This window comes from Kitasatospora sp. NPDC085879, assembly GCF_040686255.1.
GTDB lineage: Bacteria > Actinomycetota > Actinomycetes > Streptomycetales > Streptomycetaceae > Kitasatospora.
In genome coordinates this window covers 36,638-55,065 of record NZ_JBFBJZ010000006.1, presented here as the reverse complement: position 1 = coordinate 55,065, position 18,428 = coordinate 36,638, and the positions used below count along the sequence as shown (strand labels likewise).

Here is an 18,428-nt window from a genome sequence, read left to right as displayed (position 1 = left end):
AGAGGGGGCGGCCCGCTAGGCTCTGTACAGGGGACGAGCGAAGGGGCGGTACATGGGGTATCCGGCGGGCGAGGCACAGGCGTGGGCCGCACCCGGCACGCCGCCGGAGGGCGGCAACTGGCCGGCCAACGAACTGGAGCAGGTGCTCACCGCCGCGCTCGGCGACCCCGGCGCCACGCCGCGGGTGATCGAGGTGCTCGCCCGCAGCCAGGTGTGGATCCCGCTGCCGGCCGGCGCCGACCCGCAGGGCACCTCGCTGGACCTGCCGACCATCGAACTCGCCGGCGCACCGTACGTGCCGGTGTTCTCCTCGCAGGAGCAGTTCCTGCAGCACGCCCCCGGCATGGCCTTCGCCGTCGCCCCGGTGTGGGAGTTCGCCCGCGGCCTGCCGCTGGGTATCGGCATCGCCGTCAACCCGGAGGCGCCGGTGGGCATCCCGGTGCCGCCGGAGGGCGTCGGCGAACTGCGCCGCGGCCCGCAGGGCGACCGGGTGCACGGCGAGGCCGTCTCCGAGGGCGCCGCGGTCGCGCTGCGTGAGCCCGAGCCGCACCAGGAGCCGTACGCCTTCCTCGCCGCGGCCACCGCCGAACTCGCCCAACTGCCCGGCGTCCTGACGGCCCGTCGGGCGCTCGCCCGGGTGGAGGCGGACGCCCCGCAGCTGTACGTCGGCGTGCAGCTCGACCCGGCCTGGCCGGCCGATCCGACGCAGGTCAACGAGGCCCTCGGCCGGGCGCTCGGAACCGCGCCGCCACCGTGGGGCGTCCACCTGGTGCTGCTGGACCTGGCCGACGACCCCGTCGTGGAGTGGCTGCTGTCCCGCGTGGCCCCGTTCTACGTCCGGGCGTGACCTCCCGCCGGGGCGGCCCGCCCGCGCGGGCCGGCGGGGGACGCGCAGAGCGGCGCGGCGAGGGGTATCCGGCATGACGCCTGTCGGCCGCGCGCAATAGGGTGCTGCCCGGCAGTGGGCACGAGCGGCGGAAGACGGAACAAGACGGGGCACGGCGACGTGAGCGAGCGGAGCGAGGCGGGCGCATGAGCGCGGCAGCGGCAGGCGGTGGGCCCGGCCCGTGGGGCCAGGCCCCCGTGGCACGGCCGGTCGGTGACCCGGGCGCCATCGAGCGCGCCCTCGGCGCGGTCGCCCCGGAGCGCTACGACGCCTACGAGGACCTGCTGCGGGCGCTCGCCCAGGGGCAGGTCTGGATGCTGCTCTGGCACGGCACCCCCGGCAGCCCGGACGCCCAGTACGGGAACATGGACATCGGCGGGCACGGCTACGCCCCCGCCGTCACCTCCGCCGAGCAGCTCGCCGCCAGCGGCTGGGCCCGCGCCCACGAGGTCGTCTCCGGCGCCGAGATCGCCGCCGCGCTGTTCCGCACCCGCTGGGGCCTGTGGCTGAATCCGCACGCACCGGGCGGCGGCGTCGGCATCCCGTGGGCGGACCTGAGACGCATCGCGGTGGGTCTGGACCGGCTGCCGGCCGGGCCGCTGCGGATCTCCGAGCCCCGGCTGAACGCGCCGCAGTTCTACGGCCTGCTGGAGCAGCAGGCGGCGCAGATCCGCCCGCTGCGCTCGCTCCGCCAGGCGTGGGTGCAGCCCGCGCTGGGCGAGGCGTACCTGGCGGTCGGCCTGGACCTGTACGACACCTCGCCGCCGTCGGTGGAGGCCGCCCGCGCCCTGGTGCAGCGGGCCGCCCAGCTGGCCCCGGAGGGGCTGGCGGTGTCGACGGTCGCGCTGGCCGACGAGTTCGACCCGGTGGCGATGTGGATGCGGGCGAACGCCCGCCCGTTCTTCGACCGCGACACCCAGTACGGGCGTCCGCAGGGTACGGCCCCCTACCCGGCTTTTGGTTACTCTCCGCAGTCGGCGCCGGGGCAGCAGCCCTGGCCCCAGCAGCCCTGGCCCGGCTACCCCGGCCGTTGATCAACTCCTTTTTTCCTCCTTTTTGCACAATCGGGTGGCGGTGATCCGCCAGTGGCGGGTCATGCCCAGGTGATGGCGGTTTCCCGCCGTTGGCGGGCTTCCGTCAGTACCCGTCTTGACAGGCTTGTTTCAGCCGTGTGAAGAGCCGTATTCGGGGCCGCGCAGGCCTGCATGCCGGCAGATCACAGTTAGGCATCCTTCGGTTGCCCCCTCTGGCGGAACGTCGCTCCGATGACAGAGAGTGCTGCCCAACGCAGTGCGCGAGCCGACCCCCACAAAGGTGATCGCGTCCTGGTCCGCCGAACCGCGCGATGTGCATGCCGCGCACCCCGGCACCACGTAGGACCCGCAGTACCCCCGCAAATGCCGCGAACCGTCGCCCCGGCCCCGTGCCGGACGGCAGGCTCCGGTACCTCGAAACGAACTCTGCACCGCCGCACCGGCGTACGGAACCACCGCACCGCTCTGCACCGCACCTGTCGCGAATTCCGGACCGTCCGGGGTCCGGGCCCTGATCGGGCCCGGGTCGCCCCGCCGGACCGGGCCGTGGGCCGGCCACCGTCGGCGAGGGGAACGAACTGACTCATGACCACACCCACCGAGACCACCGGCTCCGCCCGGCCGGAGGCAGTAACTGCCGCACCGGCCAAGCGCATTCAGGGCCGCTCGCCGGGCCGGATCGCCTGGGACCGGCTCAAGCGCGACAAGGTCGCCCTCGCGGGCGGCACCGTGGTGCTGCTGCTGATCCTCGCCGCGATCTTCGCGCCGGTGCTGACGGCACTGTTCGGCCACCCGGTCGACGAGCCCCACCCGGACCAGATCAACCCGGACCTCGGCCTCCCCAGGGGCGCGTACGGCGGCATGAGCGGTGACTTCCTGCTCGGCGTCGACCCGACCTTCGGCCGCGACGTCTTCAGCCGGATCCTCTACGGCGCCCAGATCTCGCTCACCGTGGCCTTCCTGGCCGCCGCCGTCTCCGTGGTGATCGGCGTGGTGCTCGGCGCCGCGGCCGGCTACTTCGGCGGCTGGGTCGACGCGGCGATCAGCCGGGTGATGGACGTCCTGCTGGCCTTCCCGCAGCTGCTGTTCTCCATCGCGCTCGTCTCGGTGATGCCGAACTCGCTGCTGGGCCTCGGCGGCACCGCCCTGCGCATGGGCATCCTGGTGCTGGTCATCGGCTTCTTCGGCTGGCCGTACATCGGCCGCATCGTCCGCGGCCAGGCCCTGTCGCTGCGCGAGCGGGAGTTCGTGGACGCCGCCCGCAGCCTCGGCGCCGGCAGCATCCACATCCTCTTCCGTGAGCTGCTGCCGAACCTGGTCGCGCCGATCCTCGTCTACACGACGCTGATCATCCCCACCAACATCCTCAGCGAGGCGGCGCTCAGCTTCCTGGGCGCGGGCGTGAAGCCGCCGACGCCGTCCTGGGGCCAGATGCTCTCCGAGGCGACCCGGATCTACCAGGCCGACCCGACCTACATGGTCGTCCCCGGTCTCGCGATCTTCGTCACGGTGCTCGCGTTCAACCTGTTCGGCGACGGCCTCCGGGACGCGCTCGACCCCAAGGGCAACTAGCCCTCCCTCCCCCCACAGACCAGGCAGGTCCCTCTCAGCCTGCCCACCCCCGGCGGACCGTTCGTGCCCGCACATCACCAGGAGGACTCCGTACCCATGAAGCGCAACAGGACACTTGCCGCAGCCTCCCTCGTGGCTGCGCTCGCCCTGACCACCGCGGCCTGCGGCGGCACCAAGGGCGGTGGCACGAGCGACAGCGCGGGCAAGACCTCGGCCAGTGGCTTCAACGCCGCCGTTGACAAGGTGCTGAACCCCTCCGACAAGAAGGGCGGCACGCTCAACCTCTGGACGAGCACCGACGTCGACTCCCTCGACCCGGGCCGCGCCTACTACGCCTCGGTGTGGAACTTCGAGCGCTACTACGCCCGCACCCTCCTGGCCTTCGACGGCAAGCCGGGCAAGGACGGCCTCAAGCTCGTTCCGGACCTCGCGGCGAACCAGCCGGCCGTGTCCTCCGACGGCAAGACCTACACCTTCCACCTGAAGCAGGGTCTGAAGTTCGAGGACGGCTCGCCGATCACCTCGAAGGACATCAAGTACGGCATCGAGCGCATCTTCGCGCAGGACGTCGTCTCCGGTGGCCCGACCTACCTGATCCAGTCCCTGGACCAGGGCCAGGACTACAAGGGTCCCTACACCGACACCGACCCCAACAAGCTGGGTCTGAAGTCGGTCGAGACCCCCACCGACACCACCATCGTCTTCAAGCTGGCGAAGGCGGACTCGTCCTTCCCGTTCCTGCTCGCCATGGGCTCGGCCTCGCCCGTCCCGCAGAAGCTGGACACCGGCGCGAAGTACGGTGACAAGCCGGTCTCCTCCGGCCCCTACAAGTTCGCCAAGGTCGAGCCGGGCAAGGGCTACGAGCTCGTCCGCAACGAGAACTGGGACCCGGCCACCGACCCGTTCCGCAAGGCGCTGCCGGACAGCGTCAAGCTGACCGTCACCTCCAACGCCGACGACATGGACGCCCGCCTGCTGGCCGGCTCCGTCGACATCGACTTCGGCCAGACCGGTCTCTCCCAGGCCGCCCAGGTCAAGGTCCTGCAGGACGAGAAGCTGAAGGCCAACACGGACGACCCGTACAACGGCTTCATCCGCTTCATCGCGCTGAACCAGAAGGTCGCGCCCTTCGACAACATCCACTGCCGCAAGGCGGTGCTGTTCGCGGCCGACACCACCGCGCTGCAGACCGCCCGCGGCGGTTCGGTCGCCGGCTCCACCTACGGCAACATGCTGCCCCCGAACATCCTCGGCTCGGACGACTACGACCCGTTCGGTCTGACCAAGGGGAAGCCGGACCTGGAGAAGGCCAAGGCCGAGCTCAAGGAGTGCGGCAAGGCGGACGGCTTCACCACCACGATCGCCGTCCGTGGCAACAAGGCCAAGGAGGTCAACTCGGCCGTCGCGCTGCAGACCGCCCTCAAGGCCATCAACGTGACCGTCAACGTCGACCAGTACGACGGCAAGCTGCTCGCCTCCGTCGCCGGTGCGCCGGACGTCGTCCACCAGAAGGGCTACGGCCTGATCGTGGCCGGCTGGGGCGCCGACTACCCGAACGGCGCGGGCTACATGCAGCCCCTGATGGACAGCCGCTTCATCACCAAGAACGGCAACAGCAACTACCCGGAGACCTCGGACCCGGCGATCGACAAGCTCTTCGACGAGGCCGCCGCCCAGACGGACCCGGCCAAGGCCGCCGACCTCTACAAGCAGATCAACCACAAGGTCGTCGACACCGCGGTGTGGCTGCCGATCGTGGCTGACAAGGCCCTCAACTACCGCAACCCGCGCCTGACCAACGTCTTCATCAACGACGCGTTCGGTGAGGTCGACTTCCAGGCCCTGGGCGTCTCCGACGGCAAGTGACCTGCCCCGCCCGCACCCGTAGTTCGCACAGCTAGTCCGAAGGGCAGGTGAAGGCTCCGCCCGGGTCGGCCGGCGTCCCCACAGGGACGCGGCCGGCCCGGGGCGGGGCCGACCGCAGTGCTCGTATATCTCATCCGACGGCTCGTCAATGTCGTCGCCATGCTGCTGGTGGTCTCCGCGGTCACCTTCGGCATCTTCTTCATGGTGCCGAAACTGACCGGGACCGACCCCGCGCTGCTCTACGTCGGCAAGATCGCCGACAAGGTGGCCGTCGAGGGTATCCGACACAAGATGGGCCTCGACAAGTCCATCGTCGAGCAGTACTTCCTGTTCCTGAAGGGCCTGTTCGTCGGGCGCGACTACAGCACAGGCGTGGACATCACCCACTGCTCCGCGCCGTGCTTCGGTTACTCCTTCAAGACCGAGCAGGAGGTGTGGCCCGTCCTTCTCGACCGGCTGGGCGTCACCGCCTCGCTCGCCGCGGGCGCGGCCACCCTGTGGCTGGTGTTCGGCACCGCGACCGGTGTCGTCTCCGCCCTGCGCCGCCGCACCCTGCTCGACCGCTTCACCATGACGACCGCCCTGGCCGGCGTCTCGCTGCCGATCTACTTCACCGGCATGCTCGCCAGCGCGATCTTCGTGTACCAGCTCGGCTGGTTCCCGCACGACTACGTGAACCTGGGCGACGACCCGGTCGCGTGGTTCCAGAACCTGGTGCTGCCGTGGGTCACCCTGGCGTTCCTCTACGCCGCGACCTACGCCCGCCTCACCCGCGCCACCCTGCTCGAGGTGCTCGGCGAGGACTACATCCGCACCGCCCGGGCCAAGGGCCTCGGCGAGCGGACGGTCATCGGCAAGCACGCCATGCGCTCCACCCTCACCCCGATCCTCACCGTCTTCGGCATGGACCTGGGAGCCCTGATCGGCGGCGCGGTGCTCACCGAGTCGACCTTCAACTTCCGTGGGCTCGGCTACGAGGCGGTCTCCGCGGTCAGCTCCAGCGACCTTCCGGTGATCATGGGTGTCACGCTCTTCGCCGGCTTCTTCATCATCATCGCCAACCTGATGGTTGACGTGCTGTACGCCGTTGTCGATCCTCGGGTGAGGCTGGCATGAGCAAGACCCTGAACACCACCAAGCCCTCCGCCTACCTCTCGGTGCGCGACCTGCGGGTGCACTTCCCCACCGAGGACGGACTGGTCAAGTCGGTCGACGGCCTGACCTTCGACCTGGAGAAGGGCAAGACCCTCGGCATCGTCGGCGAGTCCGGCTCCGGGAAGTCCGTCACCTCGCTGTCGATCATGGGCCTGCACCGCATGGGCACCAAGCGCGGCGCCCCGCGGATCACCGGCGAGGTCTGGCTGGACGGCGAGGAGCTCGTCGCCGCCGACCCCGAGCGGGTCCGCAAGCTCCGCGGCCAGAAGATGGCGATGATCTTCCAGGACCCGCTGACCGCGATGCACCCGTACTACTCGGTCGGCGCGCAGATCATCGAGGGCTACCGGGCGCACCACCCGGGCGCCAGCAAGAAGCAGGCGCGCACCCGCGCCATCGAGATGCTCGACCGGGTCGGCATCCCGCAGCCGGACAAGCGGGTGGACGCCTACCCGCACGAGTTCTCCGGCGGCATGCGCCAGCGCGCCATGATCGCGATGGCGCTGGTCAACGACCCGTCGCTGCTGATCGCCGACGAGCCCACCACCGCCCTGGACGTCACCGTCCAGGCGCAGATCCTGGACCTCATCCGGGACCTGCAGAAGGAGTTCGGCTCGGCGGTCATCATCATCACGCACGACCTCGGCGTGGTGGCCGAACTCGCCGACGACATCCTGGTGATGTACGGCGGCAAGTCCGTCGAGCGCGGCCCCGCCGCGTCTCTCTTCGAGGCACCCGAGCACCCCTACACCTGGGGTCTGCTCGGCTCGATGCCCCGGCTCGACCGGGAGCTCCAGGACCGGCTGATCCCGGTCAAGGGCACCCCGCCGAGCCTGATCAACGTGCCGTCCGGCTGCGCCTTCCACCCGCGCTGCCCGTACGCCGAGCTGACCGGCGGGCGCTCCTCCTCCGAGGTGCCCGTGCTGGCCGAGGCCGCCCCCCGGCACCTCGCGGCCTGCCACCTGCCGATCGCCGAACGGCAGCGGATCTTCGCCGAAGAGATCGCGCCCCGGCTGTGACCCGGCCGCCAGTACCACACTCAGGAGACAACCGATGACGGACTCGAAGACGGCGGCGATCCCCGCACCCGCGCCCGCCTCCGACCGTCAGCCCCTGCTCAAGGTGACCGGGCTGACCAAGCACTTCCCGATCACCAAGGGGCTGCTGCGCCGCCAGGCCGGCGCCGTGCGCGCCGTGGACGGCCTCGACTTCGAGGTCAGGGCCGGCGAGACCCTCGGCGTGGTCGGCGAGTCCGGCTGCGGCAAGTCCACCATGGGCCGCCTGGTGACCCGCCTGGACGAGCCGACCGGTGGAAAGATCGAGTTCGAGGGCCACGACATCACGCACCTCGGGGTCTCGGCGATGCGCCCGCTGCGCCGGGACATCCAGATGATCTTCCAGGACCCGTACTCGTCGCTGAACCCGCGGCACACCGTCGGCACCATCGTCGGCGCGCCGTTCCGGCTGCAGAAGGTGGCGACCGAGGGCGGCGTCAAGAAGGCCGTCCAGGAGCTGCTGGAGCTCTGCGGTCTGAGCCCGGAGCACTACAACCGCTACCCGCACGAGTTCTCCGGCGGCCAGCGCCAGCGCATCGGCATCGCCCGCGCGCTGGCACTCAAGCCGAAGATGATCGTCGCGGACGAGCCGGTCTCCGCGCTGGACGTGTCGATCCAGGCGCAGGTGGTCAACCTGCTGGACGACCTGCAGAACGAGCTGGGCCTGACCTACCTGATCATCGCGCACGACCTGTCGGTCGTCCGGCACGTGTCGGACCGCGTCGCGGTGATGTACCTCGGCAAGATCGTCGAGATCGCGGACCGGGACTCGCTGTACAGCGCGCCCATGCACCCGTACACCAACGCGCTGATGTCCGCGGTGCCGACGCCGGACCCGCGCCGCAAGGAGCGCCGCGAGCGCATCCTGCTCACCGGTGACGTGCCCTCGCCGCTCAACCCGCCGAGCGGCTGCCGCTTCCGCACCCGCTGCTGGAAGGCGCAGGACGTCTGCGCCACCCAGGAGCCGCCGCTGGTCGCGGCGCGGTCGGGCCACCAGGTGGCCTGCCACTTCCCGGAGAACGACGGGGACCAGCAGATCGGTCTGACGAAGCCGGGCATCCACGCCCAGCGGACCTTCGACCACCGCTGACCCGCACGGTCCACCGCCCGGCCCGGGTGCCTGTCTCAGGCACCCGGGCCGAGCCGTGCCAGGGCTCCGATCACCGCGGCCCAGTGCGCCCGCTGCCGCTCCCGCTCCTCGGCGTCGACGAGCCACTCCTGGTGGAAGCGGAGCACCGCGCCGCGCGGCACGGGGGAGACGGTCAGCTGCAGCACGGTGTCGGCGGCGCGCCCGGGCGGCCGCCAGGTGAGCCGCAGCCGGGATCCCGGGTGGTGGCTGCGCACCTCGCCGGTCGTGCCGTCCGCCGTCGCGTACCCGGTGCCGGGCCCGCCGAGCGGGTGGGCGCCCTCGCCGAGCCAGAGCGCCGTGCCCTCGGGTGAGGTGACGAGCCGCCAGAGTTCCTCGGGCGGGAGCGGCAGGGTGCGCGAGACGCCGATCTGCCAGCCGGTGTCGCGGGTGAGTCCGGTGGGCATCAGGCGCCTCCTGCGTCGGCCTGCCGGGCGCGCAGCGCCCGGACCTTCTGGCGGTTTCCGCAGCGCTCCATCGAGCACCAGCGCCGCCGGCCGGGCCGCGAGGTGTCGACGAAGTGCAACTGGCAGTCGTGGGCCCCGCAGGCCCGGATCCGGTCCGCGTACGGGCCGGTGAACAGTGCGACGGCGTCCCGGGCCACGGCGGAGAGCACCGCGGTGGCGGTGGTGGGCGCGGGGGCGGCGCGCCGCCCGTCCGGGCCGATCCGGGGGACGGGCGGGGGCGCGGCGGCGGCCCGGTTGACGGCCTCGTAGTCCCCGGGCGCGCCCGGGGCGCCGTCCGTCCGGGCCTCGGTGAGTCGCCAGAGTGCGTCGCGCAGCTCCCGTGCGGCGGCCACCTCCGCCGGGCCGACCGCGACCTCGCCGGTGTCCAGCCGGCAGGCGGCGATCCAGTCCGCGAGGTCGGCCGGCCGGTGCAGCACCTCGTAGCGGGCGTAGGCGCCGGGCCCGCCGGTGGGCAGCAGCTCCAGGCAGAGCGCGCCCGGGTCGAAGCGGTAGGCGGTGCCTTCGGGGGAGTGCAGCACGAGTCCGGTTGCGGCGTCGTCCATGTAACCACTATAACCGGTTGTATGACTCTCGACTGGAAGATCGTCGTGGACTGCGCGGACCCGCACCGGCAGACCGCGTTCTGGAGCGAGGCCCTCGGCTACCTCGTCGAGGACAACAGCGTGCTGGTGGAGCGGCTGATCGGCCAGCGGGTGCTGCCCGCCGAGGCCTGGACCGAGGTCGGCGGCCGCAAGGCCTTCCGGACGATGGCCGCCGTCCGCCACCCCGACGACCCGTTCGACCCGGACACCGGCATCGGTCACGGCCGGCGGCTGCTCTTCCAGGCCGTCCCCGAGCCCAAGACCGTCAAGAACCGGCTCCACCTCGACCTGCACGCCGGGCCCGAGCGCCGCGAGGCCGAGGTGGACCGGCTGGTCGCCCTCGGCGCCACCGTGCTCGCCCGGATCGACGAGCCCGGCAGCCGGCACGTCACCCTGGCCGACCCCGAGGGCAACGAGTTCTGCGTCCAGTGAGCGGCGGCGACGCGGCGGACTTCGCCGCCTTCGAACGGCGCGGCTGGGCCGCCCGCAGCACCACCTACGGCGAGGGCTTCGGCGCGATGACCGCGGGGGTGCACCCGGCCCTGCTCGACGCGGTCGGCGCCGCCCCGGGCACCCGGCTGCTGGAGGTCGGCTGCGGCACCGGCCGGCTCGCCGCCCTGGCACTGGAGCGCGGCGCCGAGGTGACCGCCACCGACGCCGTCCCGGAGATGGTCCGGGCCGCCGCCGCGGCGCTGCCCGGCGCCCGGGTCGAACAGGCCGCGCTGCCCGGACTCCCGTACCCGGACGGCCGGTTCGACGCCGTGGTCGGCGCCTTCGTGATCAACCACGTGCCCGACCCGCCGGCCGCCGCGGCCGACCTCCACCGGGTGCTCGCCCCCGGTGGCCGGCTCGCCCTCTCCTGCTGGGACGCGCTCGCCGCCAACCGGGCGCAGGGCCTGGTCTTCGACGCCGTCCGCGCGGTCGGCGGCCCGGCACCGACCGGGCTGCCCGGCGCCCCCTTCACCCGGTACGCCTCCCCGGAGGGCCTCGGCGCGCTGCTCGGCGCGGCCGGCTTCACCGGCGTGCGCGTCGAGCGGGCCCGCTGGCGGCACCGGGTGGAGCCCGCCGCCTGGTGGCGGCACGTCCTCGGCGGCACCGTGCTCACCGCCGCCCTGATCGAGGGCCGCCCGGCCGAGGAGGTGGCGCGGATCCGCGCCGAGTACCTGCGCCTGGCCGCTCCGTACACCGCCGACGGCCTGCCCGTCGCCGCCCTCGTCGCCACCGGCGCCCGCGGCTGACCGACCGCGGGCGGCGCCGGGTCCTTCGTCCGGACCAGTGCCGCCCGGCCTGCTGTTGCGGGTGCCGCGGAGGCTGCGTTCACTGACGGTGTTCGGATCCGATCGACAACGGCGCCTGCCCGGGCGGCCGGGGGAGGTGGGCCTGATGCTCTCCGCACGCAGCCTGTTCCAGGAGATCCACGACAACGACGACTCGTTCCGGCTGTTCTGCAGCATCGCCGCCAAGGGCGAGGACCAGGGCGGCTGGGAGAACGGGCGGATCTCCTCGCTGGTCACCGACCAGGTCCTCGCCCCGAAGATCGCCCGGCACGGCGCGGACGAGGACAAGCACGGGCGGATCTTCAACGCCCTGCTGCACAAGCGCGGACTGACGCCGGTCGACGTCCCCGACGACACCGACTACACGATGATGCTGGAGCGCCAGGGCATCGGCCTCGCCCACACCCGGCTGCGCCGGGACGAGCCGCTCACCGAGCAGGACGTCATCACCTACCTCGCGCACAGCCGGGTCACCGAGCAGCGCGCCGCCGAGCAGATGCAGCTGTTGAAGAAGGTGTTCGGCGACCACCCGGTGGTCGGCCGCGCGGTCCGGATGATCTCCAGCGACGAGGACAACCACCTCGCCTTCTGCCACGAGGAGCTGCTCCGCCTCGCCGCCCAGGGCCACGGCCGGGCGATCCTGGACACCCTGCAGGAGAGCGCCCGCGCCGAGATCCGCACCTACCGCGACGTCAGCCTCGCCGTGATGGCGCACATGGGCGCGATCCTGCGCTGGCCGCGCGCCAAGTCGGCGGCGCTCGCGGCCGGCATCCACGCCGTCTACCTCTACGAACGGGCCGTCGGCTGGCGGCGGATGACCACGCTGGCGATGCCGGAGCGGCTCAACGCCCTCGGCGGGCCGGCCCCGCAGGAGTCCTTCGCCTGACGCACCGGCCCGTCCGACGGGCCGTCACCGCCCGACGGCGGGGTGTCGCGATCCGCGCCGAGCGGCCGGAGGTGCACCCCGCCGTCGGCGTTCCCGCGCCGGACGGCACGCGTGCGCCCGGGCGCCCGGTGATCCGCCGACCGGGCGTACGCCCCCCAGGGTGGTGCAAGATCGGACAATCCGACCAGGGAGGATGGGGCGGTGAGTTCGCAAATCTTCCCCTCGGCGCTGCAGCAGGCCCTGGACCTGGTCGGCATCTTCGTCTTCGCCCTGTCCGGCGGCCTGCTGGCCGTCCGCAAGAACATGGACATCTTCGGCATCTGCGTCCTCGCCGAGGCGACCGCCCTCGGCGGCGGCATCATGCGCGACCTGGTCATCGGGGCCACCCCGGTGGCGGCCTTCAGCAACCTCGGCTACTTCTCCACCCCGCTCGCCGCCGGGCTCGTCGTCTTCTTCCTGCACCCGCAGGTCGAGCGGATCAACACCGCCGTGCAGACCCTGGACGCCGCCGGCCTCGGACTGTTCTGCGTCACCGGCACCATCAAGGCGCACGACTACGGCCTCGGCTTCGTCGCCTCCGTCGCCCTCGGCATGCTCACCGCCGCCGGCGGCGGCGTCATCCGCGACCTGCTCGCCCTCGAACCGCCCTCCCTGCTGCGCTGGGACCGCGAGATCTACGCCGTGCCCGCCCTGGTCGGCGCCACCGTCGTCGCCCTGCTCATCGCCGGCGACCGGCTCTCCCCGCTCAACGCCACCGCCGCCGCACTCAGCGCCTTCGCCATCCGGATGCTCGCGCTCAAGTACGGCTGGCGCGCTCCACGTGCCTGGCACCGCAACGATTCTCGCACCAGCGAGGAGTAGGCGAACCGCCGTACGCCAGCGAGATCGCCTCCGCCGTGCACAGCAGCTCCGGCAGCAGCTTGCTCAGATCCGCCTCCGGCGCGAGCCGGGCCGGCGCGGAGATCGTGCACACCGCGATCGACCGGCCCTCGGCGCCCACGATCGGCGCGGCCAGGCAGTCCACCGACTCCCGGTACCCGCCCTGGCCCGCCGCCCAGCCCCGCCGCCGCACCGCCGCCAGCTCCGCCCGCAGCCCCTCGGCCGGCGCCGCGCCCGGCCCGCCGTCCAGGTCCTCCAGAAAGGCCGTCAGCTGCTCCTCCGGCAGATCGGCCAGCAGCACCTTCCCGGCCGGGCCGGCCGCCGCCGGAACCCGGGTGCCGATCCGGCCGGCCGCCTCCGGCGCCCCGCTCGGCGGGGCCGGGTACCGGCCCTCCACCCGGTCCAGGTACAGCACCGAACCGTCCTCCAGCACCGCCAGCTGCACCGTGTGCCCGTACCGTTCGCACAGCGAGGCCAGGTACGGCGCGGCGACCTGCCGGATGTCGATGCACTCCAGCGCCTGCTGCGCCAGCCCGAACAGCCGCCCGCCCAGGCGGTAGCGGTGGTCCGGCTGGCGGTGCACGAAGCCGTGCTCCTGGAGGGTCCGCAGCAGCCGCAGCGCCGTCGACTTGTGCACGCCGATCCGGGCCGCCGCCTGCTCCAGCGAGGCAGGGCCCTCGCCGAGCGAGGCGAGGATCGTCAGCGCCCGGTCCACCGTCTGCGACATCCGTCCACCCCTCGACACGCGGCAGTGAGCCAGGAGGCTAACGGCGCGTTGCACACCCTGCAATGGCCAAATCGTGACCCCGGCCGACCTCCCGCCCGGCGCACCCGGTGACGGCCCCTACACTGGGAGCCGCCATGCCATACCTCGACCACGCGGCCACCACGCCGATGCTGCCCGAGGCGGTCGCCGCCATGACCGCCCACCTCGGCGTCACGGGCAACGCCTCCTCGCTGCACGCGGCCGGCCGCCGCGCCCGCCGGGTGGTCGAGGAGTCCCGCGAGTCCCTCGCCGAGTCCCTCGGCGCCCGCCCCAGCGAGATCGTCCTCACCGGCGGCGGCACCGAGTCGGACAACCTCGCCGTCAAGGGCCTCTACTGGGCCCGCCGCGACGCCGACCCGGCCCGCCGCCGCATCCTGTGCAGCCCCGTCGAGCACCACGCCGTCCTCGACGCCGTCCACTGGCTCTCCGAGCACGAGGGCGCCGAGGTCGACTACCTGCCCGTCGACCACCACGGGCGGGTCCACCCGGACGCGCTGCGCGAGGCGATCGGGCGCAACCCCGCCGACGTCGCCCTGATCACCGTCATGTGGGCCAACAACGAGGTCGGCACCCTACAGCCCGTTCTCGAACTCGCCGCGATCGCGCGCGAGTTCGACATCCCCATGCACGCCGACGCGGTCCAGGCGCTCGGCCAGGTCCCGGTCTCCTTCGCCGACTCCGGGCTCACCGCGCTCACCGTCACCGGACACAAGATCGGCGGCCCCTACGGCGTCGGCGCCCTGCTGCTCGCCCGCAACGCCGCCCCCGTCCCGCTGCTGCACGGCGGCGGCCAGGAACGCGACGTCCGCTCCGGCACCCTCGACGTGCCCGCCGCGGCCGGCTTCGCCGCCGCGGCCGCCCTCGCCGTCGAACGGCGCACCGAGTTCGCCACCGGCGTCGGCGCCCTCCGCGACGAACTCCTCGCCGCCGTCACCGCGGCCGTCCCCGACGCCGTCCTCAACGGCGACCCCGACCCGGCCGGACGACTCCCCGCCAACGCCCACTTCTCCTTCCCGGGCTGCGAGGGCGACGCCCTGCTCATGCTGCTCGACGCCCGGGGCGTCGAATGCTCGACCGGCTCCGCCTGTTCGGCCGGTGTCCCGCAGCCCAGCCACGTCCTGCTCGCCATGGGCGCCGACCCGCTGCTCGCCCGCGCCAGCCTGCGCTTCTCGCTCGGACACACCTCCACCCGCGAGGACGTCGCCGCCCTCACCGAGGCCATCACCCCGGCGGTGGAGCGCGCCCGCAACGCGGGGCTGGCCACGGCGCGTCGCTGAGCGTTCCCTCCGGGGGAGGCACGTCAGGGAGGTGCCCCCACGCGCCCCCGATGTGCTGCACCTCCGAGTTGCGCCCGGGTGACCCCGTACGCTTGGGGCATCATGAGTGACTTCGCCGGTGTCCCGAACGCCCCCCGCCTCCGTGTGCTCGCCGCCATGTCCGGCGGTGTGGACTCCGCCGTCGCCGCGGCCCGTGCGGCCGAGGCCGGCCACGACGTGACCGGCGTGCACCTGGCGCTGTCGTCGAACCCGCAGTCGTTCCGGACCGGCGCCCGCGGCTGCTGCACCATCGAGGACTCCCGCGACGCCCGCCGTGCCGCGGACGTCATCGGCATCCCGTTCTACGTCTGGGACCTCGCCGAGCGCTTCCGCGAGGACGTCATCGACGACTTCGTCGCCGAGTACGCGGCGGGCCGCACCCCCAACCCCTGCCTGCGCTGCAACGAGAAGATCAAGTTCGCCGCGCTGCTGGACAAGGCGGTCGCCCTCGGCTTCGACGCGGTCTGCACCGGCCACTACGCCCGGATCGTCGACCTCCCCCAGGGCGGCCGCGAGCTGCACCGCGCGGTGGACGCCGCGAAGGACCAGTCGTACGTCCTCGGGGTGCTGGACGCCGACCAGCTGGCGCACTCGCTGTTCCCGCTCGGCGACACCACCAAGGACGAGATCCGGCTGGAGGCCGAGCGCCGCGGGCTGGCCGTGGCGAAGAAGCCGGACAGCCACGACATCTGCTTCATCGCCGACGGCGACACCCAGGGCTTCCTGGCCAAGCACCTCGGCACCGCCACCGGCGACATCGTGGACACCGACGGCACCAAGCTGGGCGAGCACGAGGGCGCGTACGGCTTCACCATCGGCCAGCGCAAGGGCCTGCGGATCGGCCGCCCCGCCGCGGACGGCAAGCCGCGGTACGTGCTGGACATCTCGCCGGTGACCAACACCGTCACCGTCGGGCCGGCCGAGGGCCTGGACGTGCTGGCGCTGACCGCCGTCAAGCCGCGCTGGTGCGGCGAGCCCGCAGCGGGGGAGGGCCGGTACACCGCGCAGCTGCGCGCGCACGGCGAGGAGGTGCCCGTCACCGCCGAGCTCGACGGCGAGGTGCTGCGCGTCCGGCTGGACGCCCCGGCCCGCGGCATCGCCCCCGGCCAGGCCGTGGTGCTCTACGACGGCACCCGGGTGGTCGGCTCGGCGACCATCGCCGCCACCGAGCGCCGCCCCGTCACCGTCTGAGCGCCGCCCGGGCGCGGTCCGGCGCCCGGAATCGCGGTGAAGCCGATCGTCCGCCCGTGGTAGACCTGGGGCCCTATGAACATCACCGTCTTCTGCTCCGCGTACTCGCTCGACGAGCGCTACACCGCACCCGCCGCCGACTTCGCCCGGCTGCTCGGCGAGCGCGGCCACACCCTGGTCTGGGGCGGTTCGCACGCCGGCCTGATGGGCCTGCTGGCCGACGGCGTGAAGGAGGCAGGCGGCCGGCTCGTCGGCATCTCCGTCGAACTGCTCGCGCACAAGGCCTACGAGGGCGCGGACGAGCTCGTCACCGCACCCGACCTGGCCGTCCGCAAGGCCCAGCTGCTGGAGCGGGCGGACGCCGTGGTCGTCCTGGTCGGCGGGCTCGGCACCCTGGACGAGGTCACCGAGGTGCTGGAGCTCAAGAAGCACGCGCTGCACGACAAGCCGGTGGTGTTCCTCGACACCGAGGGCTTCTACGCGGGCCTGCGCACCCAGCTGGAGCGGATGGAGACCGAGGGCTTCCTGCCGCGTCCGCTGGACGAGCTCGTCGTGTTCGCCACCACCCCGGCCGAGGCCTTCGCCGCCCTCGACCGCCTCGGCCGATAGGACCGCCCCCATGGGAACCCACCTGATCACCGGCGCCGGCTCCGGCATCGGCGCCGTCGTCGCCGAGAAGCTGCTCGCCCGCGGCGAGGACGTCCTGCTGCTGGCCCGCGACGCCCGGCGCGCCGCCGAGCTGCGCGGGCGCCACCCCGGCGCCGCCACCCTGGTCGGCGACCTCGCCGACCCGGCGAAGCTCTCCTGGGCGTTCGGCCACCAGAGCCTGCCCGTCGAACTCGACTCGCTGCTGCACATCGCCGGCGTGGTCGAGCTCGGTCGGGTCGGCGACCTCCCGGTCAAGGCCTGGCAGGAGCAGCTGAACGTCAACGCGGTCGCGCCCGCCGAGATCACCCGGCTGCTGCTGCCGTCGCTGCGACTGGCCCGCGGCCACGTGGTCTTCGTCAACTCCGGCGCCGGGCTGCGCGCGGACGCCGACTGGAGCGCCTACGCGGCCAGCAAGTTCGCCGTCCGGGCGCTCGCCGACGCGCTGCGCGCCGAGGAGCACGGCAACGGCGTCCGGGTCACCACCGTCTACCCCGGCCGCACCGCCACCGCGATGCAGGAGAAGGTGCACCGCCAGGAGGGCCGCGAGTACGACCCCGCGCAGTGGATCGCCCCCGAGTCGGTCGCCACCGCGATCCTCACCGCGATCGACCTCCCGCGGGACGCCGAACTCACCGAGATCACCGTCCGCCCGGGCCGGTAGCCGCAGGGGCCGCCCGGGCTGACTAGGCTCGGGCGGTGTGAGCACTGAATTCCCCTTCCCCGAGCTGTCCGGCGCCGCCACGGGTGTCGGGTCGATGCCCGGCACCGACGCCCGCGAGGCGGCCCGGACGGCGGTCGGCGCCCTGGAGCGGCTGCCCCACCTGCCGGAGCTGCCGGCCCGTGGGCCCGGCGCCGACATGATCGGCCGCGGGGCCGGCCTGCTGACCGAGTTGTTCGCGCAGGTCGAGCCGAGCGGCTGGCGGTTCGCCGACCGGCCCGGCCGCGACACCCGGCGCGCCCACTCCTGGCTCGGCGAGGACCTGGACGCCCTGGAGGAGTTCACCCAGGACTACCGGGGCCCGCTCAAGCTGCAGGCCGTCGGCCCGTGGACCCTCGCCGCCTCGATCGAGCTCAGGCACGGCGAGAAGGCACTGGCCGACCCCGGCGCCTGCCGGGACATCGCCGAGTCGCTCACCGAGGGCCTGCGCCGCCACCTCGCGGACGTCCGCCGTCGGATGCCCGGCGCACAGCCGGTGCTCCAACTGGACGAGCCCTCGCTGCCCGCCGTGCTGGCCGGCGCGGTGAAGACCGCCAGCGGCTTCCAGCGGCTGCGCTCGGTGGACCGCCAGGTCGCCGAGGAGGCGCTGCGTTCGGTGATCCGCGCCCTGGACGTCCCCGTCGTCGTGCACAGCTGCGCCCCCGGCGTGCCGCTGCCGCTGCTGCGCCGGGCCGGCGTTGCCGGAGTGTCGCTGGACTTCTCGCTGCTGACGGAGCGTGAGGACGACGACCTCGGCGAGGCCGTCGAGGCGGGCACGGTGATCCTCGCCGGTGTCGTGCCCTCCACCGACCGGGTGGTGTCCGACCCGGCCGGTAGTGTCCAGGGTGTCAGGACGCTGTGGAAGCGGCTCGGCCTGGGCCCGGAGCTGCTGGCCCGGCGCGTGGTCGTGACACCGACCTGCGGGCTGGCGGGGGCGTCCCCCGCGTACGCGCGCCGGGCGCTGTCGCACAGCGTCAGGGCGGCACAGAGCCTGGTGGACAACCCGGAGTGAGACGGTAGGAGGCG

Annotated in this window: 19 protein-coding genes; 16 read left to right on the top strand and 3 right to left on the bottom strand. The window is 73.1% G+C overall.

Annotation, left to right across the window (positions count from 1 at the left end; all coding sequences use genetic code 11):
* Window positions 1-52 precede the first annotated feature (52 nt).
* The 7 genes from AB0P35_RS06820 to AB0P35_RS06790 all read left to right on the top strand — a co-directional run bounded on the left by AB0P35_RS06820 (window position 53) and on the right by AB0P35_RS06790 (window position 8,658).
* A complete protein-coding gene (locus AB0P35_RS06820) occupies window positions 53-847 on the top strand; it encodes an enhanced serine sensitivity protein SseB (RefSeq protein WP_363507462.1) in 795 nt (264 codons plus the stop codon).
* A 185-nt stretch (window positions 848-1,032) separates the two neighbouring features.
* Window positions 1,033-1,920, top strand: a complete 888-nt coding sequence (locus tag AB0P35_RS06815) for an enhanced serine sensitivity protein SseB C-terminal domain-containing protein (protein ID WP_363507459.1) — start codon at window positions 1,033-1,035, stop codon at window positions 1,918-1,920.
* Between the two features lie 585 nt (window positions 1,921-2,505).
* Window positions 2,506-3,492, top strand: coding sequence for an ABC transporter permease (locus AB0P35_RS06810; RefSeq protein ID WP_095873086.1), 987 nt, complete (start codon window positions 2,506-2,508; stop codon window positions 3,490-3,492).
* A 96-nt stretch (window positions 3,493-3,588) separates the two neighbouring features.
* Window positions 3,589-5,358, top strand: coding sequence for an ABC transporter substrate-binding protein (locus tag AB0P35_RS06805; RefSeq protein ID WP_363507456.1), 1,770 nt, complete (start codon window positions 3,589-3,591; stop codon window positions 5,356-5,358).
* 117 nt (window positions 5,359-5,475) lie between these two features.
* Window positions 5,476-6,474, top strand: a complete 999-nt coding sequence (locus AB0P35_RS06800) for an ABC transporter permease (RefSeq protein ID WP_179419362.1) — start codon at window positions 5,476-5,478, stop codon at window positions 6,472-6,474.
* Entirely contained in the window at window positions 6,471-7,532 is a 1,062-nt protein-coding gene (locus AB0P35_RS06795; protein WP_095873083.1) for an ABC transporter ATP-binding protein, read from the top strand. The genes AB0P35_RS06800 and AB0P35_RS06795 overlap by 4 nt, the downstream gene beginning before the upstream one ends.
* A 34-nt stretch (window positions 7,533-7,566) precedes the next feature.
* Window positions 7,567-8,658 (top strand): dipeptide ABC transporter ATP-binding protein, encoded by a 1,092-nt coding sequence (locus AB0P35_RS06790; RefSeq protein WP_095873082.1) that lies wholly within the window; start codon window positions 7,567-7,569, stop codon window positions 8,656-8,658.
* A gap of 35 nt (window positions 8,659-8,693) precedes the next feature.
* Here the strand turns inward: AB0P35_RS06790 and AB0P35_RS06785 are convergent, their stop codons facing one another.
* Window positions 8,694-9,101, bottom strand: coding sequence for an SRPBCC domain-containing protein (locus AB0P35_RS06785; RefSeq protein WP_363507452.1), 408 nt, complete (start codon window positions 9,099-9,101; stop codon window positions 8,694-8,696).
* On the bottom strand, window positions 9,101-9,703 hold the full coding sequence (locus AB0P35_RS06780) for a CGNR zinc finger domain-containing protein (protein ID WP_363507449.1): 603 nt from the start codon (window positions 9,701-9,703) through the stop codon (window positions 9,101-9,103). The genes AB0P35_RS06785 and AB0P35_RS06780 overlap by 1 nt, the downstream gene beginning before the upstream one ends.
* Before the next feature lie 21 nt (window positions 9,704-9,724).
* On the opposite strand from AB0P35_RS06780, the gene AB0P35_RS06775 reads away from it, so the two are divergent.
* From AB0P35_RS06775 to AB0P35_RS06760, 4 genes are all read left to right on the top strand, one after another.
* Window positions 9,725-10,174, top strand: a complete 450-nt coding sequence (locus AB0P35_RS06775; RefSeq protein ID WP_363507446.1) for a VOC family protein — start codon at window positions 9,725-9,727, stop codon at window positions 10,172-10,174.
* A complete protein-coding gene (locus AB0P35_RS06770; protein WP_363507443.1) occupies window positions 10,171-10,980 on the top strand; it encodes a class I SAM-dependent methyltransferase in 810 nt (269 codons plus the stop codon). Before AB0P35_RS06775 ends, AB0P35_RS06770 begins: the two co-directional genes overlap by 4 nt.
* Before the next feature lie 145 nt (window positions 10,981-11,125).
* Entirely contained in the window at window positions 11,126-11,905 is a 780-nt protein-coding gene (locus AB0P35_RS06765; protein ID WP_095873078.1) for a ferritin-like domain-containing protein, read from the top strand.
* A gap of 201 nt (window positions 11,906-12,106) precedes the next feature.
* Window positions 12,107-12,766 carry a trimeric intracellular cation channel family protein gene (locus AB0P35_RS06760; protein ID WP_095873077.1) on the top strand — a complete coding sequence of 220 codons (660 nt, stop codon included), beginning with the start codon at window positions 12,107-12,109 and terminating at the stop codon, window positions 12,764-12,766.
* On the opposite strand, the gene AB0P35_RS06755 is transcribed toward AB0P35_RS06760, so the two are convergent.
* Entirely contained in the window at window positions 12,702-13,511 is an 810-nt protein-coding gene (locus AB0P35_RS06755; protein WP_095873076.1) for an IclR family transcriptional regulator, read from the bottom strand. The two genes, AB0P35_RS06760 and AB0P35_RS06755, sit on opposite strands and share 65 nt — an antisense overlap.
* Window positions 13,512-13,645: 134 nt before the next feature.
* On the opposite strand from AB0P35_RS06755, the gene AB0P35_RS06750 reads away from it, so the two are divergent.
* From AB0P35_RS06750 to AB0P35_RS06730, 5 genes are all read left to right on the top strand, one after another.
* Complete coding sequence (locus tag AB0P35_RS06750) at window positions 13,646-14,827, top strand: cysteine desulfurase family protein (RefSeq protein ID WP_095873075.1); 1,182 nt, start codon at window positions 13,646-13,648, stop codon at window positions 14,825-14,827.
* A 102-nt stretch (window positions 14,828-14,929) separates the two neighbouring features.
* On the top strand, window positions 14,930-16,057 hold the full coding sequence (gene mnmA / locus AB0P35_RS06745) for a tRNA 2-thiouridine(34) synthase MnmA (protein WP_363507438.1): 1,128 nt from the start codon (window positions 14,930-14,932) through the stop codon (window positions 16,055-16,057).
* 75 nt (window positions 16,058-16,132) lie between these two features.
* The gene (locus AB0P35_RS06740) at window positions 16,133-16,666 is read left to right on the top strand and encodes a TIGR00730 family Rossman fold protein (RefSeq protein WP_363507435.1); all 534 of its coding nucleotides are present in this window, start codon (window positions 16,133-16,135) and stop codon (window positions 16,664-16,666) included.
* 10 nt (window positions 16,667-16,676) lie between these two features.
* Entirely contained in the window at window positions 16,677-17,366 is a 690-nt protein-coding gene (locus AB0P35_RS06735; protein WP_095873072.1) for an SDR family oxidoreductase, read from the top strand.
* 37 nt (window positions 17,367-17,403) lie between these two features.
* On the top strand, window positions 17,404-18,414 hold the full coding sequence (locus AB0P35_RS06730; protein WP_363507432.1) for a methionine synthase: 1,011 nt from the start codon (window positions 17,404-17,406) through the stop codon (window positions 18,412-18,414).
* Window positions 18,415-18,428: the final 14 nt, after the last annotated feature.

What these genes read in the sequence shown, in the direction of transcription:
- AB0P35_RS06750 (WP_095873075.1), top strand. Translation starts at nt 13,646, where the DNA reads ATGCCATACCTCGACCACGCGGCCACCACGCCGATGCTGCCCGAGGCG.
- AB0P35_RS06795 (WP_095873083.1), top strand. Translation starts at nt 6,471, where the DNA reads ATGAGCAAGACCCTGAACACCACCAAGCCCTCCGCCTACCTCTCGGTG.
- AB0P35_RS06735 (WP_095873072.1), top strand. Translation starts at nt 16,677, where the DNA reads ATGGGAACCCACCTGATCACCGGCGCCGGCTCCGGCATCGGCGCCGTC.
- AB0P35_RS06775 (WP_363507446.1), top strand. Translation starts at nt 9,725, where the DNA reads ATGACTCTCGACTGGAAGATCGTCGTGGACTGCGCGGACCCGCACCGG.
- AB0P35_RS06785 (WP_363507452.1), bottom strand. Translation starts at nt 9,101, where the DNA reads ATGCCCACCGGACTCACCCGCGACACCGGCTGGCAGATCGGCGTCTCG.
- AB0P35_RS06820 (WP_363507462.1), top strand. Translation starts at nt 53, where the DNA reads ATGGGGTATCCGGCGGGCGAGGCACAGGCGTGGGCCGCACCCGGCACG.
- AB0P35_RS06815 (WP_363507459.1), top strand. Translation starts at nt 1,033, where the DNA reads ATGAGCGCGGCAGCGGCAGGCGGTGGGCCCGGCCCGTGGGGCCAGGCC.
- AB0P35_RS06755 (WP_095873076.1), bottom strand. Translation starts at nt 13,511, where the DNA reads ATGTCGCAGACGGTGGACCGGGCGCTGACGATCCTCGCCTCGCTCGGC.
- mnmA (WP_363507438.1), top strand. Translation starts at nt 14,930, where the DNA reads ATGAGTGACTTCGCCGGTGTCCCGAACGCCCCCCGCCTCCGTGTGCTC.
- AB0P35_RS06790 (WP_095873082.1), top strand. Translation starts at nt 7,567, where the DNA reads ATGACGGACTCGAAGACGGCGGCGATCCCCGCACCCGCGCCCGCCTCC.
- AB0P35_RS06740 (WP_363507435.1), top strand. Translation starts at nt 16,133, where the DNA reads ATGAACATCACCGTCTTCTGCTCCGCGTACTCGCTCGACGAGCGCTAC.
- AB0P35_RS06780 (WP_363507449.1), bottom strand. Translation starts at nt 9,703, where the DNA reads ATGGACGACGCCGCAACCGGACTCGTGCTGCACTCCCCCGAAGGCACC.
- AB0P35_RS06805 (WP_363507456.1), top strand. Translation starts at nt 3,589, where the DNA reads ATGAAGCGCAACAGGACACTTGCCGCAGCCTCCCTCGTGGCTGCGCTC.
- AB0P35_RS06810 (WP_095873086.1), top strand. Translation starts at nt 2,506, where the DNA reads ATGACCACACCCACCGAGACCACCGGCTCCGCCCGGCCGGAGGCAGTA.
- AB0P35_RS06765 (WP_095873078.1), top strand. Translation starts at nt 11,126, where the DNA reads ATGCTCTCCGCACGCAGCCTGTTCCAGGAGATCCACGACAACGACGAC.